Genomic DNA, 16227 nt, shown 5'->3' on the forward strand with positions numbered 1-16227 from the left:
ACGATCGAACGCAAAGCTCATTAGCAACGAGGGAGAGTCAGACCGCCGGTGGTCGCAACGGAGGGGCGGTATTCAACGAAGGCGCGCTGCTGGGCAGCGGCAAGGCGTAGCGGGCGGTGATCGCAGTCGAGATCAGGGCAACTGCTGGTCCGGGTGGCAACGCGGTACTGCACATCGCGGCACAATTGCAGGTGTGTCCCGTCATGCCACCGCAGCAACCGGCCTGATCGTCGCAACAGGATCGGGATGCCTTGACGGCCACATGGTGGTGACAGTGTTCACTGACCGCCGCGACCGTTGCGTGCATGGGATGGGAGTGAGGACCTCCCGTCATGCCCATCGGTGCAGCGGCCAATGAGTTGATGACCAGCATCAGCCACGCCAGCATACCCATCGCCCGAAGACGACGTGAACGAGCGAGCAGACGCAGCGAGAAGGTCATGGGGCGAGCTTACCCGTGTGATCCGACACCCTCAACTCTGGAGGTGGGTTCAGGGGCCTCACGGCTTGCTGAAACCCATATGCAACGTGATCTTGTCACCGGCTTTCAGGCTGGCCATGGCGGACGGTGGAAAATGCACCTTCAAAGCCATGTCTTCGGTAGTCACGTCGACCATACCGGTCTTGGCATCGGCCGCCGTCACGGTCGCCGGCATCTGATGCATGCCCATCATGTTGCCGTGCATGCCCTTCATATCCGAGTGCATCGCACCCATCTTGTCCATGCCACTTGTGGGCGTGCTGTCCTGGGCCACGGCGATGCAACTGAAGGCCAAAGCCAGCGCCAGAGCGCCAAGCGTCGAACATAGCGATTTGCGTGAAATAGTCATGTGACTGTCCCAACGATGAGTTGCCAGACGCAACAGTGGAAGCGTGGGCCCATACGTGTGTACGGAAGTTGAAATTCCAGCCCGGACCCAGCCATTACACTTTCAAATAATCCTCACAGGCCACGATGAGCTCGCGCACCTCGAGCTGGGTGGCATCGGGGCGTGCCAGAAGGATGGCGCGCAGGTCCGCAACCTGATCGTTATTCGGAATCAGCTCCGACGGACTTTCCCACATCCAATCGATCACGATCGGGAGGAGTTTCGCGGCAGAAAGGGTCGCTACTTCCTGCCGGGTCGGGACATACATACCCGCACGGAAAACCGGGCTATTCAAGCCGTGGCTTTCCCGGGCGGCCTGGAACGCACTGTCCGGCATGCCAAAGCGATCGTCGGGATCAGTCATGACGCGTCTCCGTGGGGCACCGATGGTTCGATGCGTGTTTTCGTGGTGCTGGCATGGCGTGCATCCTCTTCGGCGTGAAGGTAGATCGAGGTCGTACCAATGGAGCTGTGACGCAGATTCTGCTGGATATGATGGATGGGCGTACCGTCCTCGGCCTGGTGCGTGGCGGCCGTATGCCGCAGCCAATGCGTCGATGCGCGACGTACCCGCGTGGCTTTGATCTCATCCTGGCGTTGCAGCGTCTCGGCCACGCGCCGGAAGCTGTCCTTGACGATCTGGTAGACCGCGGTGGGCGTCAGCGGGGAAGACCGTCCGGCGATGCCAAGAATGGCCGGGGTTTTGCCGTCGCTAGCGGGCAACGCCGGCAGCCCGTGGAAGCGCCGATAGCGGGCGAAGTCCTCCATGAGACCGTTGCTCAGGGGAATCGTGCCCTCGACGCCGCCTTTGCCCACGGTATGCAGCCACCATCGTCCCCGGATAGGTTGGAAATCCCCTTCGTCGGCAGCGGCCGCTTCGGCGGCCCGCAGGGCGGTTTCATAGAGGAAACGAAGCACCCAGCGAACGCGTTCGTAGCGCTGCCGTTCCCGCGCGGTTGTCTGTGGCCAGCCGTCGACGATGCGGAGCACCTCTTCCCAGAGGGCACGGTCCAAGTAGCGTTCGATCGTGCGGCGGGTGCCGCGGCGTGCCCGTCGGCGCTGCAGGACGAACGGGCTGCCCGCAAGATACCCAGCGCGCACGAGGTAATTGAACAGTCCCGCCAGGATGCCCAGGGCTTGGCGGCGGCTGCGCTCGGCCAACGGCCCGACGAACAGTCGCCGATGCTCACCGCGACGGGCGAGACCGGCGTCGCACCAGGTCGCCGGTGGCTGGGCAAGAAACGCCTCATAAGCGATCACATCCTCTCGCGTCAGGCTGGACACCGGCTTGCCGCGCACCTGCGTGGCCCAGAGCAACAGTCGCTCAGCCTCCTTGCGGTAACTGCGAAAGGTATGCGGCGAGTCGTGATATTCGGCCAGCCACAGGCCGATCGCGGCCACGTCGTCGTTGGCCGCGATCTGCCGCGCCACGCTGGCCGGTGCGCGGTTGGTGCCGGCACCTCCCGACAGGGCGGCTGGCAAGGTTGGGGGCAACGCCAAAAGGCTCACTGCAGGCTCAGTCATGCTTTCCGATGTCCGACGCCACGGAAAACACAGCGTACTGCCAAAAGACTTTCGATTATAGGAGTTATCGTAAATTTCTTGATTTAATCATTACGTATATAACGTAATACTATGATATACATTCTCTTATCCTTCGAAATTGACCCTCCGAGCGACTGGGAATTTGCCATGAGCCGTGTCAGCGATACCCGTCAGCGTACCCGTGAAGCCGCCGCCCAACTCGTTGCCGGTGCGAAGCGGCCGCACGAAATCACCGTCGACCAGATCTACGCCGTCATCCAGCAAGGCAGCCGTACGACGATCAATGACGAGCTGAAGCAGTGGAAGGACGAACGTACGAAGGCCGATGCGCTCGGTGCTGATCTCCCGGCTGCTGTGGCCGACGCCATGCGTGCCCTGTGGGTGGTGGCCGTCGAACAGGGCGAGGTGGTGTTCGCCGAACAGCGGAGCACTTTGGAAGCTGCCGTGGCAGATGCGGAGCAGCAGCACGCTACGGTTACGCAGGCGCGCGACGACGCATTGGCGACCTCAACGACACTGACCGAACAGTGCGAAACACTTCGACAGCAGATCACCACGCTGCAAACGCGAGTGGAGTTCGAGGCCACCGCGAAGAATCAAGCGCTTCAGGATGGCCAGGCACTGCAGCAGAAACTCATCGCACTCCAGACCGACACCGCCGAACAGATCGAACGCATCCGTCAAGCGCAAACTGACCAGGCCGAAGAATTCCAAGCCGTGATTGCGAGCCGGGATGCGGCTTTTCAGGTCGAACGTGATACAGCGAACGAGCGGCTGGAGGCCGCCCAAGCCCGCATGCTGCAGGAGATCGATACAGCTCGCGAAGGCCAGCGGCGCGCAGAACAGCAGATGGTCAAAACGCGAGAACGACTGGAGCGACAACAAGCCAGTTTGGCGGAGCTGCGCACCGAAGCAGGACATCACCGTCGTGAACTGGCCGAGCGTGATACCCGCTTGGGGGCATTGGCCGCGGCTGTCGCGGATCGCGATCGCATGGCCATCGAACTGGCCGCAGCTCGCGGGCAATTGGAAGGTTTGGGAACGGCGATGCAGTCGCTCGAAACTCGGGCTATCACCGCCGAGTCGCGTATCAGTACGCTGCTGGACGAACGGAAGTCGCCAGCAACGCCTCGGAAGAAACAGGGCAAGAAGTGAGACGCGTAAGCCTTGTTTGAGGCTTATGACCCAATTTTACCCTTATCCGGGCACGACCCCCCATAGCAGCGCGCCGACGAACACCGATCCGCCAATAATGATTGCCACCAGGACCGGGTCATCGGTCCACCGTTCGCGTTTGTTCATTGGAGCCCCCTTGGGGGAACTGTAATAAAAAACCCCGCTGTAGGCGGGGCTTTTTGCGCAAAATGGGCGATCGCGATGCTTAGCTACCTTATTGACGACATCCGGCCAATTACGACGTTGGTGCGCTAAACGAGACGCAGGCGCCATAAGTTACCGATTTATATAATCAAAATTCCCCCATCAACTGCGTCGCAGTTGAATTTCGGTTTCGGGTGAAGGGCTGCGTCTCAATTAAAAATCGCCCCATAGCGCTGCGTCGCGATTAAAAGACATCCCCGCTTGACCTCCCCTGAGAATCTGGCGTATAGCCAGAATCCGCGGAGAGCTATTCGTCCAGAACCGCGCGTTGTCTGTTAAATGACACGGCAACCCGAAAAGCTCGAAGCCATTGGCGGTGTTACGGTAAGAATTTAGAGGAAGAGGGGCCTAGCGCTCGATTTCGCAGTCTTGAGCGAATGCATGTTGATCGCCAGCAGTCGAGAGTGGTTAGGTCTCCGTTGAGGGAGGCATCTATGTAGACAGAGCCCTATAACGCAGAAAGGTCCGAGCGCCAACTCGGACCTCTCTCGACAAATCCTTCCTGCGGGTAGTGCGACTACACGCGAATCATAGCTCGACCTCGGCTGGAGTCAAATCCGGGGCAGGGCTTTATTGTCGCAGCACCATGGCCCGCAGCTGTAGTTCAGGAGCGATGCCATGCGCAGAACGTCCGCCGATCCACGTCACGCGGAAACGTATCAACGCCCTCTTTCCACGCGCGGAGCAAAAATAAGTCAGCAGCTTGCCGCCGCCGGCCAATTGTTCGAGTACCACGGAGAGGGCGTCACAGTTTTGGAAGCTCGCGGTAGCCGCGCGCTCGTACTTATCCGCAGTATTGCGTCGATGGTTGAGGTAGAGGTGAGCGCGCTGACGGCTGTTCCCAGCCCGTCACAAAATCTCCCACATGTCGATCCGTGCAAACTGAGCGATGGAGAACTCGACAGGGCTGAAGCACTTCAAGAGGCCTTGCGCACCGCTATCACTCAAAACATTCGAGGTCGAGCCGAACTCACAGAGCTAGGCAGCCCGCTTGGCCTGAAGTGGCGACAGATGCAGCGCTACCTATATGCGTACTTAGCCGATCCCACTCTAAGAGCTTTGATCCCGGCCAGTAGAGGCCGGAAGCTCGGAAGTTCGGTCCTATCTCAAGAACAGCTCCGAATTATTTCTTCCGAAATTGATAAAGCAAAGAAAACAGCCACTCATGTGTCTCTCTCCGAAATTGAACGCCATATTAAAAAGAAATGCACACTTGAGGGAGTCAAAATTCCCTCGCGATCTTCGATCGCAAGGCGAGTGCGGTTACAGGGCGTACATCTAAAATTAAGGCGAAAACACGGAGTTTCTGTTGCCGCCGATAAGATTGCACGCTATGCGAAAACACACCAAGTTAAGGGCGTGCTCAAAGAGGTGCAGATCGACCATACGCCGGTCGATATCCTCGTCGTCGATTCAAACAGGCAATACGTACTCGGCCGCCCTTGGTTGACCCTTGTCGTCGATGTATGCAGCCGATCAGTTCTAGGCTTCTACCTCAGTTTTGATGCTCCATCGATCGTGTCAGTTGCCCGGGCATTAGCCATGTCGACAATGCCGAAGGCGGGGTTGCTATCAGCTCTAGGCCTTTCCCAGTTTTCCTGGAATGCGTATGGAGTTGCCGAGCTGTATCACACCGACCGCGCAAAAGAATTTCGCTGCGAAGCGTTTAAGGCCGCATGTCGCTTCCATGGCATAAATACTGTTCTCCGCCCAATTGGAAAAAAGCATTGGGGCGGGCACGTCGAGCGTTTGATTGGAACCATTATGGGCGGACTTCATCTGCTACCGGGAACAACCTTTAGTAACGCAAAGTTGCGAAAAAAATATCCCTCCGAGAAACATGCGGTCATTACCGCTGAAGACCTCTTAAGGGTAATCGTTTGTGAGATTAACCAGTACATGCACACAAGGCATTCCGCGATCGGAATAACGCCTCAGCAGGCATTCTTTGATGGATGCAAAGACATAGATGGAAACGTAGTATTGCCACCAGATATTGGAAATCCGATTGGCTTCATGATGGATTTCATGCCGAGTGCGGCAGCAACTAATACCGCAGAAGGGTTGCATTGGAGAGGACACCGCTACTTCAGCAATTTTCTGCGCGAAGTTCCAATAGGCAAAAAAATAACATTTAAAGTAGACCCGCAAAACTCTGGGGCCATTTATATAGATTACAGAGGCGAGTTCATTAGAATTGAACGGCAAACGCCAGCGACGTACGAAGATATCAGCTTTGAGTGTCAACTTAGGTACGCGCGAAATTCTCGATCCAGAGAAAAAGATATGCTGAATCAGATTGACCTTTCTCTACAAGCGCGAGATGAAATCGTCGACTTGGCAAAATTAGAAAAGAAAAAGGCTAAGCGTGCTTTTCGCGCACCTCTCGATAACCTTATGAGAGAGACTCTCGTTGCTGCGCCTCCTGCGCGAGTTCTAGATGCAATCCACGAAGAATTTGTCAGACCAGCGCCGGACTATCTAGTCGAATAGAGCGTGTAGTGTCGAAACAATCAACGGAGAATCCACATGGCTGATGAAACGAATGCCAAACAGTATTCATGGCTCAGCGATACAGCAAGAGATTATGTCGAGCGGGGTGCTACGGAACGCATTGCGTTCATTCGCGCGGAGCACTTCGTAGTGCATCCGCAGATGCAACGCGCGCTTATCGCAATGGACTATATTTTCACTCAGCCGCGAAAAAGGCGGATGGAATGCCTGCATATCGGTGGACCATCAGGTACGGGAAAGACTATCCTGACAAAACATTTTTTGCGGCGCAATAACATACCAACGGAACAAGACGGATTTAACGTTCGTACGAGAAACGGAATTGCCTCAGTAATAACGGCAGATCTCTCGGGGATAGCATCGGAAAGCGATTTCTATCGCTGCATTGCAGATGGATGTATTGATAGGGATAATACCGCTCTGCGATATTCGGCGGATGGACTCTTTAGAATAATAAAGAATCGAGGGAGCCACCTTCTTCTGATAGATGAAGCTGATCGAATTGCAGAGCTTCCCAAAGTGCCTCAACGAGATATTCTAGCCCAAATTAAGAGATTGACGAACACATTCGAAATGGGGCTCGTGCTCTTGGGAACCAGAAAACTCGACGCACTACTCAATTCGGAAGACACGCTTCGTCACAGATTCATCCCTGATGTACAGCTGACGCCGCTCAGCGACTTAGGTCAGTTGCGTGCCTTTGTCGTCAACCTAGCGAAGAGAATGCCATTGCGTTCAGCGCCAACGATAGATAATGCCAAGTGCATTAGGGTTATTTTTGAAAACACTGGCGGGCGGCAGCCGAACGTATCCGGCCTTATTCGGCGCGCTGCTATTCATGCGCTTGTCCAGGGTGGCGAGTCCCTGAATAGTGAGGTCCTGTCTGCGGGCATAGCCGATCCCTATCTTCACGCAGCGCCTGGTGGGATTGATGAGTAGCCATGCCGAGGCCACCTTCCTTCCGCTGGGGCCGTGTCTCGTCGAGCCCGATGAAACCATCACATCGTGGCTGGACCGCGCGGCCGCGCTGCATGGCGTCTCAAGGGTTCATATCCTCCAAGAGCTTGAGTCTAGGGGTAGAGAATTTGATGGAGAAAGAAGAGCATCTCAAGATTTCGACTATGACTTCGATATGCCTTTTGATTGGTGTCGCACCCTCGAGCGAGCCGCAGGATTGGCGACTGGGGCACTATCACCACTTCCTGCTTCGAAACAGAATACTTATCTTGCACCTGAGAGTAGGCACGCCTACTGCGCACTATGCTTTGAGGAAGACCTCAGCCGGGGGGTGCTACCACACTTTCGAGCCAATTGGTCCAAGTCGAGTGTAACGCTGTGCTACCGCCATCGTTGCCCTCTGCACACTTGGAAGCTTCCACCTAAAGACTATCAAGCTCGTGAGTACCCACCAAAATGGCTGGCAGCGCTTTTTGGATTGCCATACGAAGGAGGGCAGGGTCCTATTGAAAGTTTTCTAAATGAAATTATTGGGCATATAAATAATTTAGAGCGCGCTGATCCTTCAGGGCAGATGGACATGTTCGGGTTTCAGGAAAATATATCTCGCTTAAAAAAGCAGACGAGACTTGCGCACCCTGACCGTTCGCTTCGCCATGAGCTTATTGGCCATGCGCTTTTAGAGGGCGGAGAGGGCGGCCATTTATATAGTCATTTGGAATATTTCTCCGATTTTTACTTTTTGCCAGATAGAGAGTCATACATTTCATTCGAAGAAGATTTGAATGAAGAGAGCGTTGGCAAAAAGTCCGTTTTGGCTCGTCTCGGGCGTGGTAATTGGCATCGATGTGTTCAAGACCTATATACGCTATACGTTACTCCACGGGCGGTGGAAATTTCCGCCATTCTTCCTGGGCATGCAGGGCGATCGTTTAATGCAGCGGACCGTTGGATATTTGAATTTCAAGAGAAAACCTTCATCCCGGTTGATTGGAAGCATGCACATAGCCCGACGAGGCGTCGGATTGTTCTCTCGTTTATAAACGATCGCCTGCGGGAGCTTTTCACTCCAGAAGATTGCACGTTCTCAAGTCGAAAGCGCAGTGACTATTCGATTTTTGAGGTCATCAGCCAGCTACGATCGGAAAGCCGAGAATGGGCAGTGGCCGCAGCAAAAAAGTGGCCCCCCGCCATGCAAGAGAAGATACTCCACATTCTCCCTGAGATCGAAGAATCAGGTTAGCGTATCCGCGGCAAAATCAGTTCATTTTCAAGCGCCGCGCCACTGATGCAAGGGAAGTCCAATGTAGGCTGGTAACGCCTACTCCAGCAGGGGACGTCGATCCACCGGCGGCTCGATCTCCCGAACCTCAGGCCAGTTACCACCTGCCGGCGAGCGTGGGTTGACAAGCTGCCAGTAGCGCCCCCTTAGCGGATCAAAGATCGTCATCGCCCCATACATGGAAAAAGCGAGCGACTCTAGGCCAATCTGATTGCCGTAGCGCCAAACCTCACCAGGGACGATGCAGGAATGCCCCGTAACGACTAGGTCGATATGGTGGACTTGCCCCGGGAGAGGCGACCGCCGCTGGTCGCGGATGACGCCATAGGCAATGGCTCGCGCGCTCAGCGCCACGCGGGTGTTACTCAACTTATTCGGGTTTCGATCGCCGTAACTCGGCGATAGCGCCTTCGCCACGTTCCAGTCCTGCTGTGGGACTTGAGCGTGGATCACTCCAACCCGCGTGCCATTTTTTAGTGGCACTTCAAGTGCCACCGGTAGGGTGCGTGCGATTCGCCTGTAACGATGCCTGAGCTCGGGCGGCAGGCCAAACCACCAATGCTTCTCACCCCCAAGTATCGAGCTATTACAAACATCGCCTTGATCCGGATCAAGATGGATGAGCTCTTCTTCATGATTGCCGATCGTGCTGAAAAGAAAGTTCTGCTCGTATGCCAGTTCGAGCACTTCACAGCTGTAACTGCCGCGGTCAATCAAATCGCCAGGAGCAATCAGCCGGTCGCCGCTTGAGAAGCCAACGGCACCGAGTAGGTGGAAAAGCATATCCAGTTCGCCATGGATGTCTCCAACAAAAAAATCGTGGCCCCGGCTATTTACCGGTAACTCGACGAACGCAGGCCCATAGAGTAGCGGAGCGTCCACCTCCGGGCGTAGCCCCCGCTCCCAGGTATCCCAACCGGGGACCTCAAATCCATGCGGCACGACAACATCGTTCATCGAATTTTCCGCGCATGTGTGCGCAGCCTATACAAAGCTTTTGGTGCTCCAGGGGACTCGAACCCGCGACCTGGCGCTGATCTGGCACAGCCCACCGTTTATAAGTCGGATGTACAAGTGTTACGCGCAGGCGACAAGCGATCGTTGGCCCAGTGCGGCAAGGGCCTTCCGGCATGGCTTGATCCGTTTGGCCGGTCGCCCTTCATATCAATTAGCGCTCGAGGACCAGAACTGATGCGCGACCAGCACCGGCGGATCGCTGTCGGCGCTAACAGCGGATCGATCATGTACGGGCTGGGCCGTGACGGCACGAACGAGCGCGGGCGTAATCGTCAGGCGACCCTGAGCCTTGCCGGCGATCGCCCGCGCATAACACCGCGCTAACAGCCTCGCGAGTGTGCGCGGCGTTTGCTCCACCAGCAGTTCGATGATCTCATCGCCGAGCGGCTCGAAGACCTTCGCCAACGCAGGCCGGGACTGGCGCAGCGAGCGGTCAACGGATCGCACGACTACCGGCATCTGCTCTGCGCTGGGTGCCTTTACATGAAAGACATTCATGCGACTTAGAATCTCCGGGCGTACCCGTGACAAGTGATTGGAAGCAAAGATCCAGCTGATTCTGCTCGCGTCGAGTTCCACATCGAGGTGCTCGTCGCGAAAGCGGGCCGCGGTCTCTGGCTGAAGCAGACTCAGCAAAGCCCGGTCTGGCCGGTGGTTGCCAGCGTTCACCTTGTCAATCTCGTCGATGAAGATCAGAGGAGCTGTTCGATCTGGCCCTTCGGCGAGTACCGATGCGATCAAGCCTGGCGCAGCCTCTGACCATGTCCCCGATGCCCCGGTCAAAATCCACGCTGCGCTCATTTCCGCGAACGAACGCACTTCCGCCGACATTGCCAGCGCAGTCGCCAAAGCCGATGCGTACGCAGTCTTGCCAATGCCGGGCGGCCCTTGCAGGAGCATCGGGGGGATATACACCGGTTCGCGTAAGCAAATGGCAAGGGCGAGTTGCTCTTCGATGAAGGCCGTCACATCTGAAAAATTCGGATAACTCGAAACCACCTGCTTCAGCTGACGAAGGTGGATCGGTCGAGCGATGGGTAACTTGCGGGTGGGCCGGACCTTCAGCGACTCCAGGATTCGACGACGAGATTCCCTCCCGATGCCGGTAATATGAGAGAGCTGTTCGGCAACGATCTCGGTCGACGTCAGTATCCACGGGACGTAATTGCGTGAGTGGCGAATACGGCGTGCAGGCTGAGGAAGCACTGCTGGCGTAACCCCCGCAGGTGGCTCAGCCTCATGCTCGACCACCTCCGTGTCTGCCGTGTTGGGGGCGCTTGAACGTCGTTCGAGTTCGCCTTGAGCCTTGGTCAAGAGCCGATCCGCGCTAATGGTGTCTAGCGCGTACGCCCCCGTTTCGAGGATGGCAATCTCTCCGTCAGCGGGCAAATACCGCAAAACAAAGTCGCGTAACACCTTTGGCCAAAATTCGTCGGCATGGCCAACGAATGTGCGCTGTCCACGACCCAATTGGGCCCGAAACCGGATGGCCTTGGCGCTAAGCCGCCACTGGACATATCGGGTCAGGATGGCATCCTTAATTTCGCGCACGGCTACGCTCCTGTCGCGAATTCAAGAGGCGCCCGCTATCTGCCGAGATAGCCGGCGATAAACGTCGCCAAGCGACAGATAGTCGGCTTTCGCCGCGACAGCCGATACGGAATAACGCCCACATAGTGGACAGGAGTGAGTTCATTAATGTCCCATTATCGAGGCCTAGCCCCACGGCGCAGCACGGCAGGGTAGCCGGCAAGGCTGTCTATCAGCGCTTGCGCTTTTCAGGACCTCATGGCCGGCTAGCCGGGGCGTCCTGACGCGGTGCCTTTGCGGCGCCGGTATCGGTCAGCGTGCGTGCTGATAAAGAGGCCCATCGCTTCTCGGTACTGCAGCGCATCTGCAGGCAGCTCGATCGCGAGCTCGCGGGCGATCGCGAGTCCATATTTCAGCTGTCGCTCGGTCGGCGGAAGCAATTCGCCATCAAGCATCGCGGTCACAACGGATGCGATACGACGCCCAAGATCAATATGGCGGCGAGCGCCTCTTGAGACGTCGTCCGGCGAGGACAACTCGTGGAGTAAGCGAGTTTCGACGTGCTCTTCGAACGGCAAGGCCACATGAAACTCCGCATCGCCATAGACCAATCGAAAGCACACGTCGGGACCTCAGTTCATTGAAAGGAAGCGAAGCATAGGCTTCGGCTAGCTCTCGCGACTTCGGACTGCCCGCTGATGCATCGAGAGACGGCTCACGCCACATGCCCGCGGGAGAGCGGGCGGGAGCGAAGGAGCCATGGTGCGACATAGGTTCGCAGACTATAGTCCGTAGATCAATAGTCATCGCGCGAACATTGTTCGCCCGATGGCCACTGGCGAAAAAAGTCAGCACTCAGTCGCGACAGCGTTCGGGAATGCGCTGCGCGCAGTGCGCGGCCGTGTCGGGCTGACGCAAGAGGCGCTGGCGCTGGAGGCTGACTTTGATCGCACCTATATAAGTTTGCTGGAGCGTGGCCAGCGCCAACCGACGCTTCAAACCATCTTCGAGCTTGCTGCGCACCTAGGCGTTTCCCCCGAAGAGCTGATCTCTTTGACCCGCTCCTATCTCCCCGTTAATGGATCGACAGGGTAGGCAAGTTCGCGCCACGTACTGACCTTGCCGGGGCAGACTTGCAACAATTCATAGCTTGTTGTGCTCTAGGGAGCGTCTGAATCACGCCTGATTCCGGCTTGCTGTTTGCTGCTGTGAGAGCAGACGATCAAGAGGTGTATGCCGTGACGCAACTGAGCTCCGGAGACGCCGAGTACGTGAGCAAGCGCAAGCAGAGGCGGCGTGAGGTGTTTCTGGCGGAGATGGAACAGATCAGTCCATGGCACTCGCTGCTGTCGCTGATCGAACCGCTGTATCCGGCCGCGGCCAATGGCCGACCACCGCATCCGCTGGCGACGATGCTGCGCGTGCACTTGATGCAGAACTGGTTTGGGTTGTCCGATCCGGCGATAGAAGAAGTGCTGTACGAAGTGCTGTACGAAGTGACGTCGATGCGGCGCTTCGCCGGACTGGGCCCGGAGCGGATACCGGCCGAAACGACGATTCTGAACTTCCGGCATCGCCTGGAGACGAACGATCTGGCGCCGGAGATTCTGGCGCGGGTCAACGCGCACCTGAGTCGCAAGGGGCTGATGCTCAAGCGCGGCAGCATCGTCGATGCGACGATCATCGCTGCACCGAGTTCGACCAAGAACGCCGACGGCGAGCGCGATCCGGAGATGCATCAGACCAAGAAGGGTGATCAGTGGTACTTCGGCATGAAGGCGCACATCGGGGCTGATGTCGATTCGGGCCTGGTCCACACCGTCGTCACCACGGCGGCCAACGAGGCGGATGTCGAAGTGGTCGATGAGCTGATCCGCCGCCGGGACACGGTGATCTACGCCGACGATGGACGATCAAAAGTGCCGCTGCTCGGCGTGAAACGACGAAATCGATGATGCCATTCGCCTCAAACATGAAGCTACCGCGCCGCGACAGCAGTGCGAGAACTTTTTTCGGGGCTATTCAGACCTTCCTTAAGGAGCATACTCTGTTACGCAGAGGGCAGTGGCCGTCGCTGCCAGTTTAATCGCACGATAATTCTCCGTACAGCATCTTCATGGCTTCAAATTGAAACAGTGAGATATTTAAGATTGATAATTGCTGAGCGGTGGATTAATACAACTAGAAAAATCGGAACATCAGAATCTATTTGTTGTCCTATACATAAGATCGCATGGAGAAAGGTAAGGACATGAACTGTGAAAAGAAGACAAAATCGAGCCGACCAATAGCCGAGCAACACAAAAATGAGAAGCGTCCAGCGCACATAAATAAAAGGCAGGTCTGGGGGGCTAACTCGAGTTGTCGTAGCTTGCGCCGCCGTGTCGGCGATGTTAAGAAACCAGGAACGCGAGCTTCCAGGCAGGCCAAATCGCCGAGAGGGCCTCAAGACTAAGTAGCCGCCAGCGCTTCCCTAGATAATCAGATTGGCGCGCAGAGTCATTTGTGAGAGTCGACGCGAACAATCGTAGGCCGGTACTGCCTACTCCAGCAGGGGAAGTCCACTGTGGCCCGGCCGAACGCTGTTGCGCGAGGCGCGGCTTATACCTGAGTCCGGAGCGCTGCTTGTTATTCTGGCAGCGGGGCGTCGCCGCATCGTCGCAATGGCCGTTGCTTTTCTCGAGGTGGTGCGCGTGTGGTAGTACGTGGTGTCGTCGACGCGATTCCGTATCTCTGCATTAGCATCAAGGCTGCGTTCAAGTTACGCCATGCCGCTTGCTTGGTCCACGTGAATGTTTCTGCCATTCGCTGATCCTGTATTTTCCGAATCATTTTTATGTCGGATTCCTCATGGAGAAAGCAGCGCTCTACGTTGCCAATGACGATGGCGGGCGATCGCCCTGGCAAGATTCGCAATGAGATTTTCGACTTCAGGTCCGTCATGCACGATCAGGCCTTCATCCGACTGCTTGTCGTTCATAGATAACTCGCTGATGCCGGCGGCAGTGAGCAGGCGGGTGCCTTCATCCATAACAAGGATCGTCTTGCAGTGACGGAAGGCATCTAGCAAGAAGCTGCGCACGGAAATCATCGGTTTGAGAGTTTCGACAGCAGTGGCACCACCCGCGACGATTACGGCATCGAAGAGCACCGAATCCGCCGATTCCGTCGTATACGTCGCTTCCAGATTTACTTCGTCGGCGGTCTGCAGCGCGCCAAGCCGAGGGGCGACTACAGCTACGACGGCGCCAAGCTCTTCGAGTGCGGCCTTCAGCGACACGATGGGGCTGGCCAGGCAGTTTTCAGCCGCTAATATGGCGATGCGCCGCGTCTCGATGCTCTGCTGCGGTTGGTACGCGAGGCTCAGAGCCTGTGATTGGCCCGGCGCCGCGGCGCCGCGACGGTCATCCGGAAGCGGTGCAGTCGTCTCCTCCTTCAAATAGTTGAGATCGTCGCTAATGTCGGTGACTGCGACCTTCGCAGCCACATTTTCAGCAAGGCCGCGATCGATATTAGCTAGTACGCGGACCACTCGCTCGCGGATTCGCTCTTCCTCGACGTGAGAGAGCTCGAACGCGATCGCGTCGATGATATGTTTCTGTTCGACAGGCGTCTGGCTCGCGTAAAACAGGGTCGCCTGGGTGAAATGATCGGCGAAGCGGGCACTGCGCTTACGTACCTTGGGTTCCGTAAAAGTTTCCGGGTAACTGCGAAATGCACTGGCGTCTCCGCTTTGCATCGGGCAACCACGGCTGATTGAATTCGGTTCATAGCTGGTACGGCCGCGAAATACTCGCTGTTGCTGGAAGCCGTCGCGCTGGTTGTTGTTGACCGGGCAGAGTGGGCGATTGATCGGGATATGCGCGAAGTTGGGGCCGCCGAGACGCAGGAGCTGAGTGTCGAGATATGAGAACAGTCGACCCTGCATCAAGGGGTCGTTGGTGAAGTCGATGCCAGGTACGACATTGGCGACGCAGAACGCGACCTGTTCGGTTTCGGCGAAATAGTTTTCCGGATTGCGATTCAGAACCATGCGGCCAACTCGCCTGACCGGAACCAGTTCCTCCGGGATGATTTTTGTCGGATCGAGAAGATCAAACTCGAAAGTGTCAGCGTCATGCTCGGCTACGATCTGCAGGCCCAGCTCCCATTCCGGACACTGACCTGCTTCGATAGATTCCCAGAGCTCGCGGCGGTTGAAGTCCGGATCTTTTCCGGCGATTTTTTGCGCCTCGTCCCAAGACAGCGAATGTGCGCCAAGTTTAGGTTTCCAGTGGAACTTGACGAAGTGTGAGATACCTTCGGCATTGACGAGGCGAAAGGTATGTACACCGAAGCCTTCCATCATCGCGAAACTACGCGGTAATGCGCGATCGGACATCACCCACATCAGCATGTGGCTGAGCTCGGTATTCAAGGAGACGAAGTCCCAGAACGTATCGTGTGCCGACTGCGCCTGCGGAATCTCGTTATGCGGCTCGGGCTTCACCGCATGAATGAAGTCCGGGAACTTGATAGCATCCTGGATGAAGAACACTGGCATGTTGTTGCCGACCAAGTCGAAATTTCCTTGGCTGGTATAGAACTTGGTGGCGAACCCACGCACATCACGTACTGTATCGGCAGATCCTCTTGAGCCGGCGACAGTTGAGAAGCGGACAAAAACCGGAGTTTTGACCCCGGTCTCGCATAGAAATGCGGCGGTCGTATATGCTCCAAGAGAGTCGTAAAGTTCAAAATATCCGTGTGCGCCAGCGCCACGCGCATGAACGACGCGCTCGGGGATGCGCTCGTGATCGAAATGCGTGATTTTCTCGCGCATCATGAAGTCTTCAAGCAAGGTGGGGCCGCGCTCGCCGATCTTCAGTGAGTTCTGGTTGTCTGCGATTTCGAGGCCTTGCTGAGTCGTCAGAGTCTTGCCGTCGACGCCTTCGGTTACGGTTTCGAGCTGATCGGTCTTCGTATCTTCACTTGCGGGTTCGCCGACCTTTTTGGCGATTTTGTGTACGGCCTCACGGGTGGCGGTCTTTATGGTCACGTTGGGGCTCCTTGATCGTGCTGTGAGTGTGCAGCGGTGCAGCAAACGCCGCGCCCGAACTTCGCCATTGCGGTGTTCAAACTTGGGAGGAGGCT

General features: G+C 56.6%; 13 protein-coding genes and 1 pseudogene. 6 read left to right on the forward strand and 8 right to left on the reverse strand.

Annotated elements, in window-relative coordinates; all coding sequences use genetic code 11:
* Positions 1–37: 37 nt before the first annotated feature.
* From G7Y82_RS18860 to G7Y82_RS18875, 4 genes are all read right to left on the reverse strand, one after another.
* Positions 38–442 carry a hypothetical protein gene (locus G7Y82_RS18860; protein WP_168149682.1) on the reverse strand — a complete coding sequence of 135 codons (405 nt, stop codon included), beginning with the start codon at positions 440–442 and terminating at the stop codon, positions 38–40.
* Positions 443–500: 58 nt separating this feature from the next.
* Positions 501–830, reverse strand: coding sequence for a hypothetical protein (locus G7Y82_RS18865; protein ID WP_063107727.1), 330 nt, complete (start codon positions 828–830; stop codon positions 501–503).
* A 94-nt stretch (positions 831–924) separates the two neighbouring features.
* Positions 925–1233, reverse strand: a complete 309-nt coding sequence (locus tag G7Y82_RS18870; RefSeq protein WP_063107726.1) for a hypothetical protein — start codon at positions 1231–1233, stop codon at positions 925–927.
* Positions 1230–2393: a tyrosine-type recombinase/integrase gene (locus G7Y82_RS18875; protein ID WP_063107725.1), complete on the reverse strand. Its 1164-nt coding sequence runs from the start codon at positions 2391–2393 to the stop codon at positions 1230–1232. The genes G7Y82_RS18870 and G7Y82_RS18875 overlap by 4 nt, the downstream gene beginning before the upstream one ends.
* A 168-nt stretch (positions 2394–2561) precedes the next feature.
* Here G7Y82_RS18875 and G7Y82_RS18880 point away from each other — a divergent pair, with 168 nt between their 5' ends.
* From G7Y82_RS18880 to G7Y82_RS18895, 4 genes are all read left to right on the forward strand, one after another.
* Positions 2562–3569, forward strand: a complete 1008-nt coding sequence (locus G7Y82_RS18880) for a DNA-binding protein (RefSeq protein ID WP_027485184.1) — start codon at positions 2562–2564, stop codon at positions 3567–3569.
* 843 nt (positions 3570–4412) lie between these two features.
* Positions 4413–6287: a TnsB C-terminal domain-containing protein gene (locus tag G7Y82_RS18885; protein ID WP_168149683.1), complete on the forward strand. Its 1875-nt coding sequence runs from the start codon at positions 4413–4415 to the stop codon at positions 6285–6287.
* Positions 6288–6323: 36 nt separating this feature from the next.
* A complete protein-coding gene (locus G7Y82_RS18890) occupies positions 6324–7247 on the forward strand; it encodes a TniB family NTP-binding protein (RefSeq protein WP_168149684.1) in 924 nt (307 codons plus the stop codon).
* Positions 7240–8508, forward strand: coding sequence for a TniQ family protein (locus G7Y82_RS18895; RefSeq protein WP_168149685.1), 1269 nt, complete (start codon positions 7240–7242; stop codon positions 8506–8508). The genes G7Y82_RS18890 and G7Y82_RS18895 overlap by 8 nt, the downstream gene beginning before the upstream one ends.
* Before the next feature lie 78 nt (positions 8509–8586).
* Here the strand turns inward: G7Y82_RS18895 and G7Y82_RS18900 are convergent, their stop codons facing one another.
* From G7Y82_RS18900 to G7Y82_RS18910, 3 genes are all read right to left on the reverse strand, one after another.
* Positions 8587–9504: a metallophosphoesterase gene (locus tag G7Y82_RS18900; RefSeq protein WP_168149686.1), complete on the reverse strand. Its 918-nt coding sequence runs from the start codon at positions 9502–9504 to the stop codon at positions 8587–8589.
* Positions 9505–9711: 207 nt separating this feature from the next.
* On the reverse strand, positions 9712–11115 hold the full coding sequence (locus G7Y82_RS21960; protein ID WP_168149687.1) for an AAA family ATPase: 1404 nt from the start codon (positions 11113–11115) through the stop codon (positions 9712–9714).
* Between the two features lie 245 nt (positions 11116–11360).
* Complete coding sequence (locus G7Y82_RS18910; RefSeq protein WP_168149688.1) at positions 11361–11678, reverse strand: hypothetical protein; 318 nt, start codon at positions 11676–11678, stop codon at positions 11361–11363.
* Between the two features lie 244 nt (positions 11679–11922).
* Between G7Y82_RS18910 and G7Y82_RS21965 the strand changes: the two genes are divergently transcribed.
* Positions 11923–12189, forward strand: a complete 267-nt coding sequence (locus G7Y82_RS21965) for a helix-turn-helix transcriptional regulator (RefSeq protein ID WP_168149689.1) — start codon at positions 11923–11925, stop codon at positions 12187–12189.
* Positions 12190–12332: 143 nt separating this feature from the next.
* Positions 12333–13016 (forward strand): annotated as a pseudogene (locus G7Y82_RS18920) (IS5 family transposase); the annotation flags it as partial.
* Positions 13017–13942: 926 nt separating this feature from the next.
* Here G7Y82_RS18920 and G7Y82_RS18925 read toward each other — a convergent pair.
* A complete protein-coding gene (locus G7Y82_RS18925) occupies positions 13943–16126 on the reverse strand; it encodes a catalase (RefSeq protein WP_168149723.1) in 2184 nt (727 codons plus the stop codon).
* Between the last annotated feature and the right edge of the window lie 101 nt (positions 16127–16227).

Origin of the sequence: Solimonas marina (assembly GCF_012241385.1) — a bacterium.
Lineage (GTDB): Bacteria > Pseudomonadota > Gammaproteobacteria > Nevskiales > Nevskiaceae > Solimonas > Solimonas marina.

What these genes read in the sequence shown, in the direction of transcription:
- G7Y82_RS18860 (WP_168149682.1), bottom strand. Translation starts at nt 442, where the DNA reads ATGACCTTCTCGCTGCGTCTGCTCGCTCGTTCACGTCGTCTTCGGGCG.
- G7Y82_RS18865 (WP_063107727.1), bottom strand. Translation starts at nt 830, where the DNA reads ATGACTATTTCACGCAAATCGCTATGTTCGACGCTTGGCGCTCTGGCG.
- G7Y82_RS18870 (WP_063107726.1), bottom strand. Translation starts at nt 1,233, where the DNA reads ATGACTGATCCCGACGATCGCTTTGGCATGCCGGACAGTGCGTTCCAG.
- G7Y82_RS18875 (WP_063107725.1), bottom strand. Translation starts at nt 2,393, where the DNA reads ATGACTGAGCCTGCAGTGAGCCTTTTGGCGTTGCCCCCAACCTTGCCA.
- G7Y82_RS18880 (WP_027485184.1), top strand. Translation starts at nt 2,562, where the DNA reads ATGAGCCGTGTCAGCGATACCCGTCAGCGTACCCGTGAAGCCGCCGCC.
- G7Y82_RS18885 (WP_168149683.1), top strand. Translation starts at nt 4,413, where the DNA reads ATGCGCAGAACGTCCGCCGATCCACGTCACGCGGAAACGTATCAACGC.
- G7Y82_RS18890 (WP_168149684.1), top strand. Translation starts at nt 6,324, where the DNA reads ATGGCTGATGAAACGAATGCCAAACAGTATTCATGGCTCAGCGATACA.
- G7Y82_RS18895 (WP_168149685.1), top strand. Translation starts at nt 7,240, where the DNA reads ATGAGTAGCCATGCCGAGGCCACCTTCCTTCCGCTGGGGCCGTGTCTC.
- G7Y82_RS18900 (WP_168149686.1), bottom strand. Translation starts at nt 9,504, where the DNA reads ATGAACGATGTTGTCGTGCCGCATGGATTTGAGGTCCCCGGTTGGGAT.
- G7Y82_RS21965 (WP_168149689.1), top strand. Translation starts at nt 11,923, where the DNA reads ATGGCCACTGGCGAAAAAAGTCAGCACTCAGTCGCGACAGCGTTCGGG.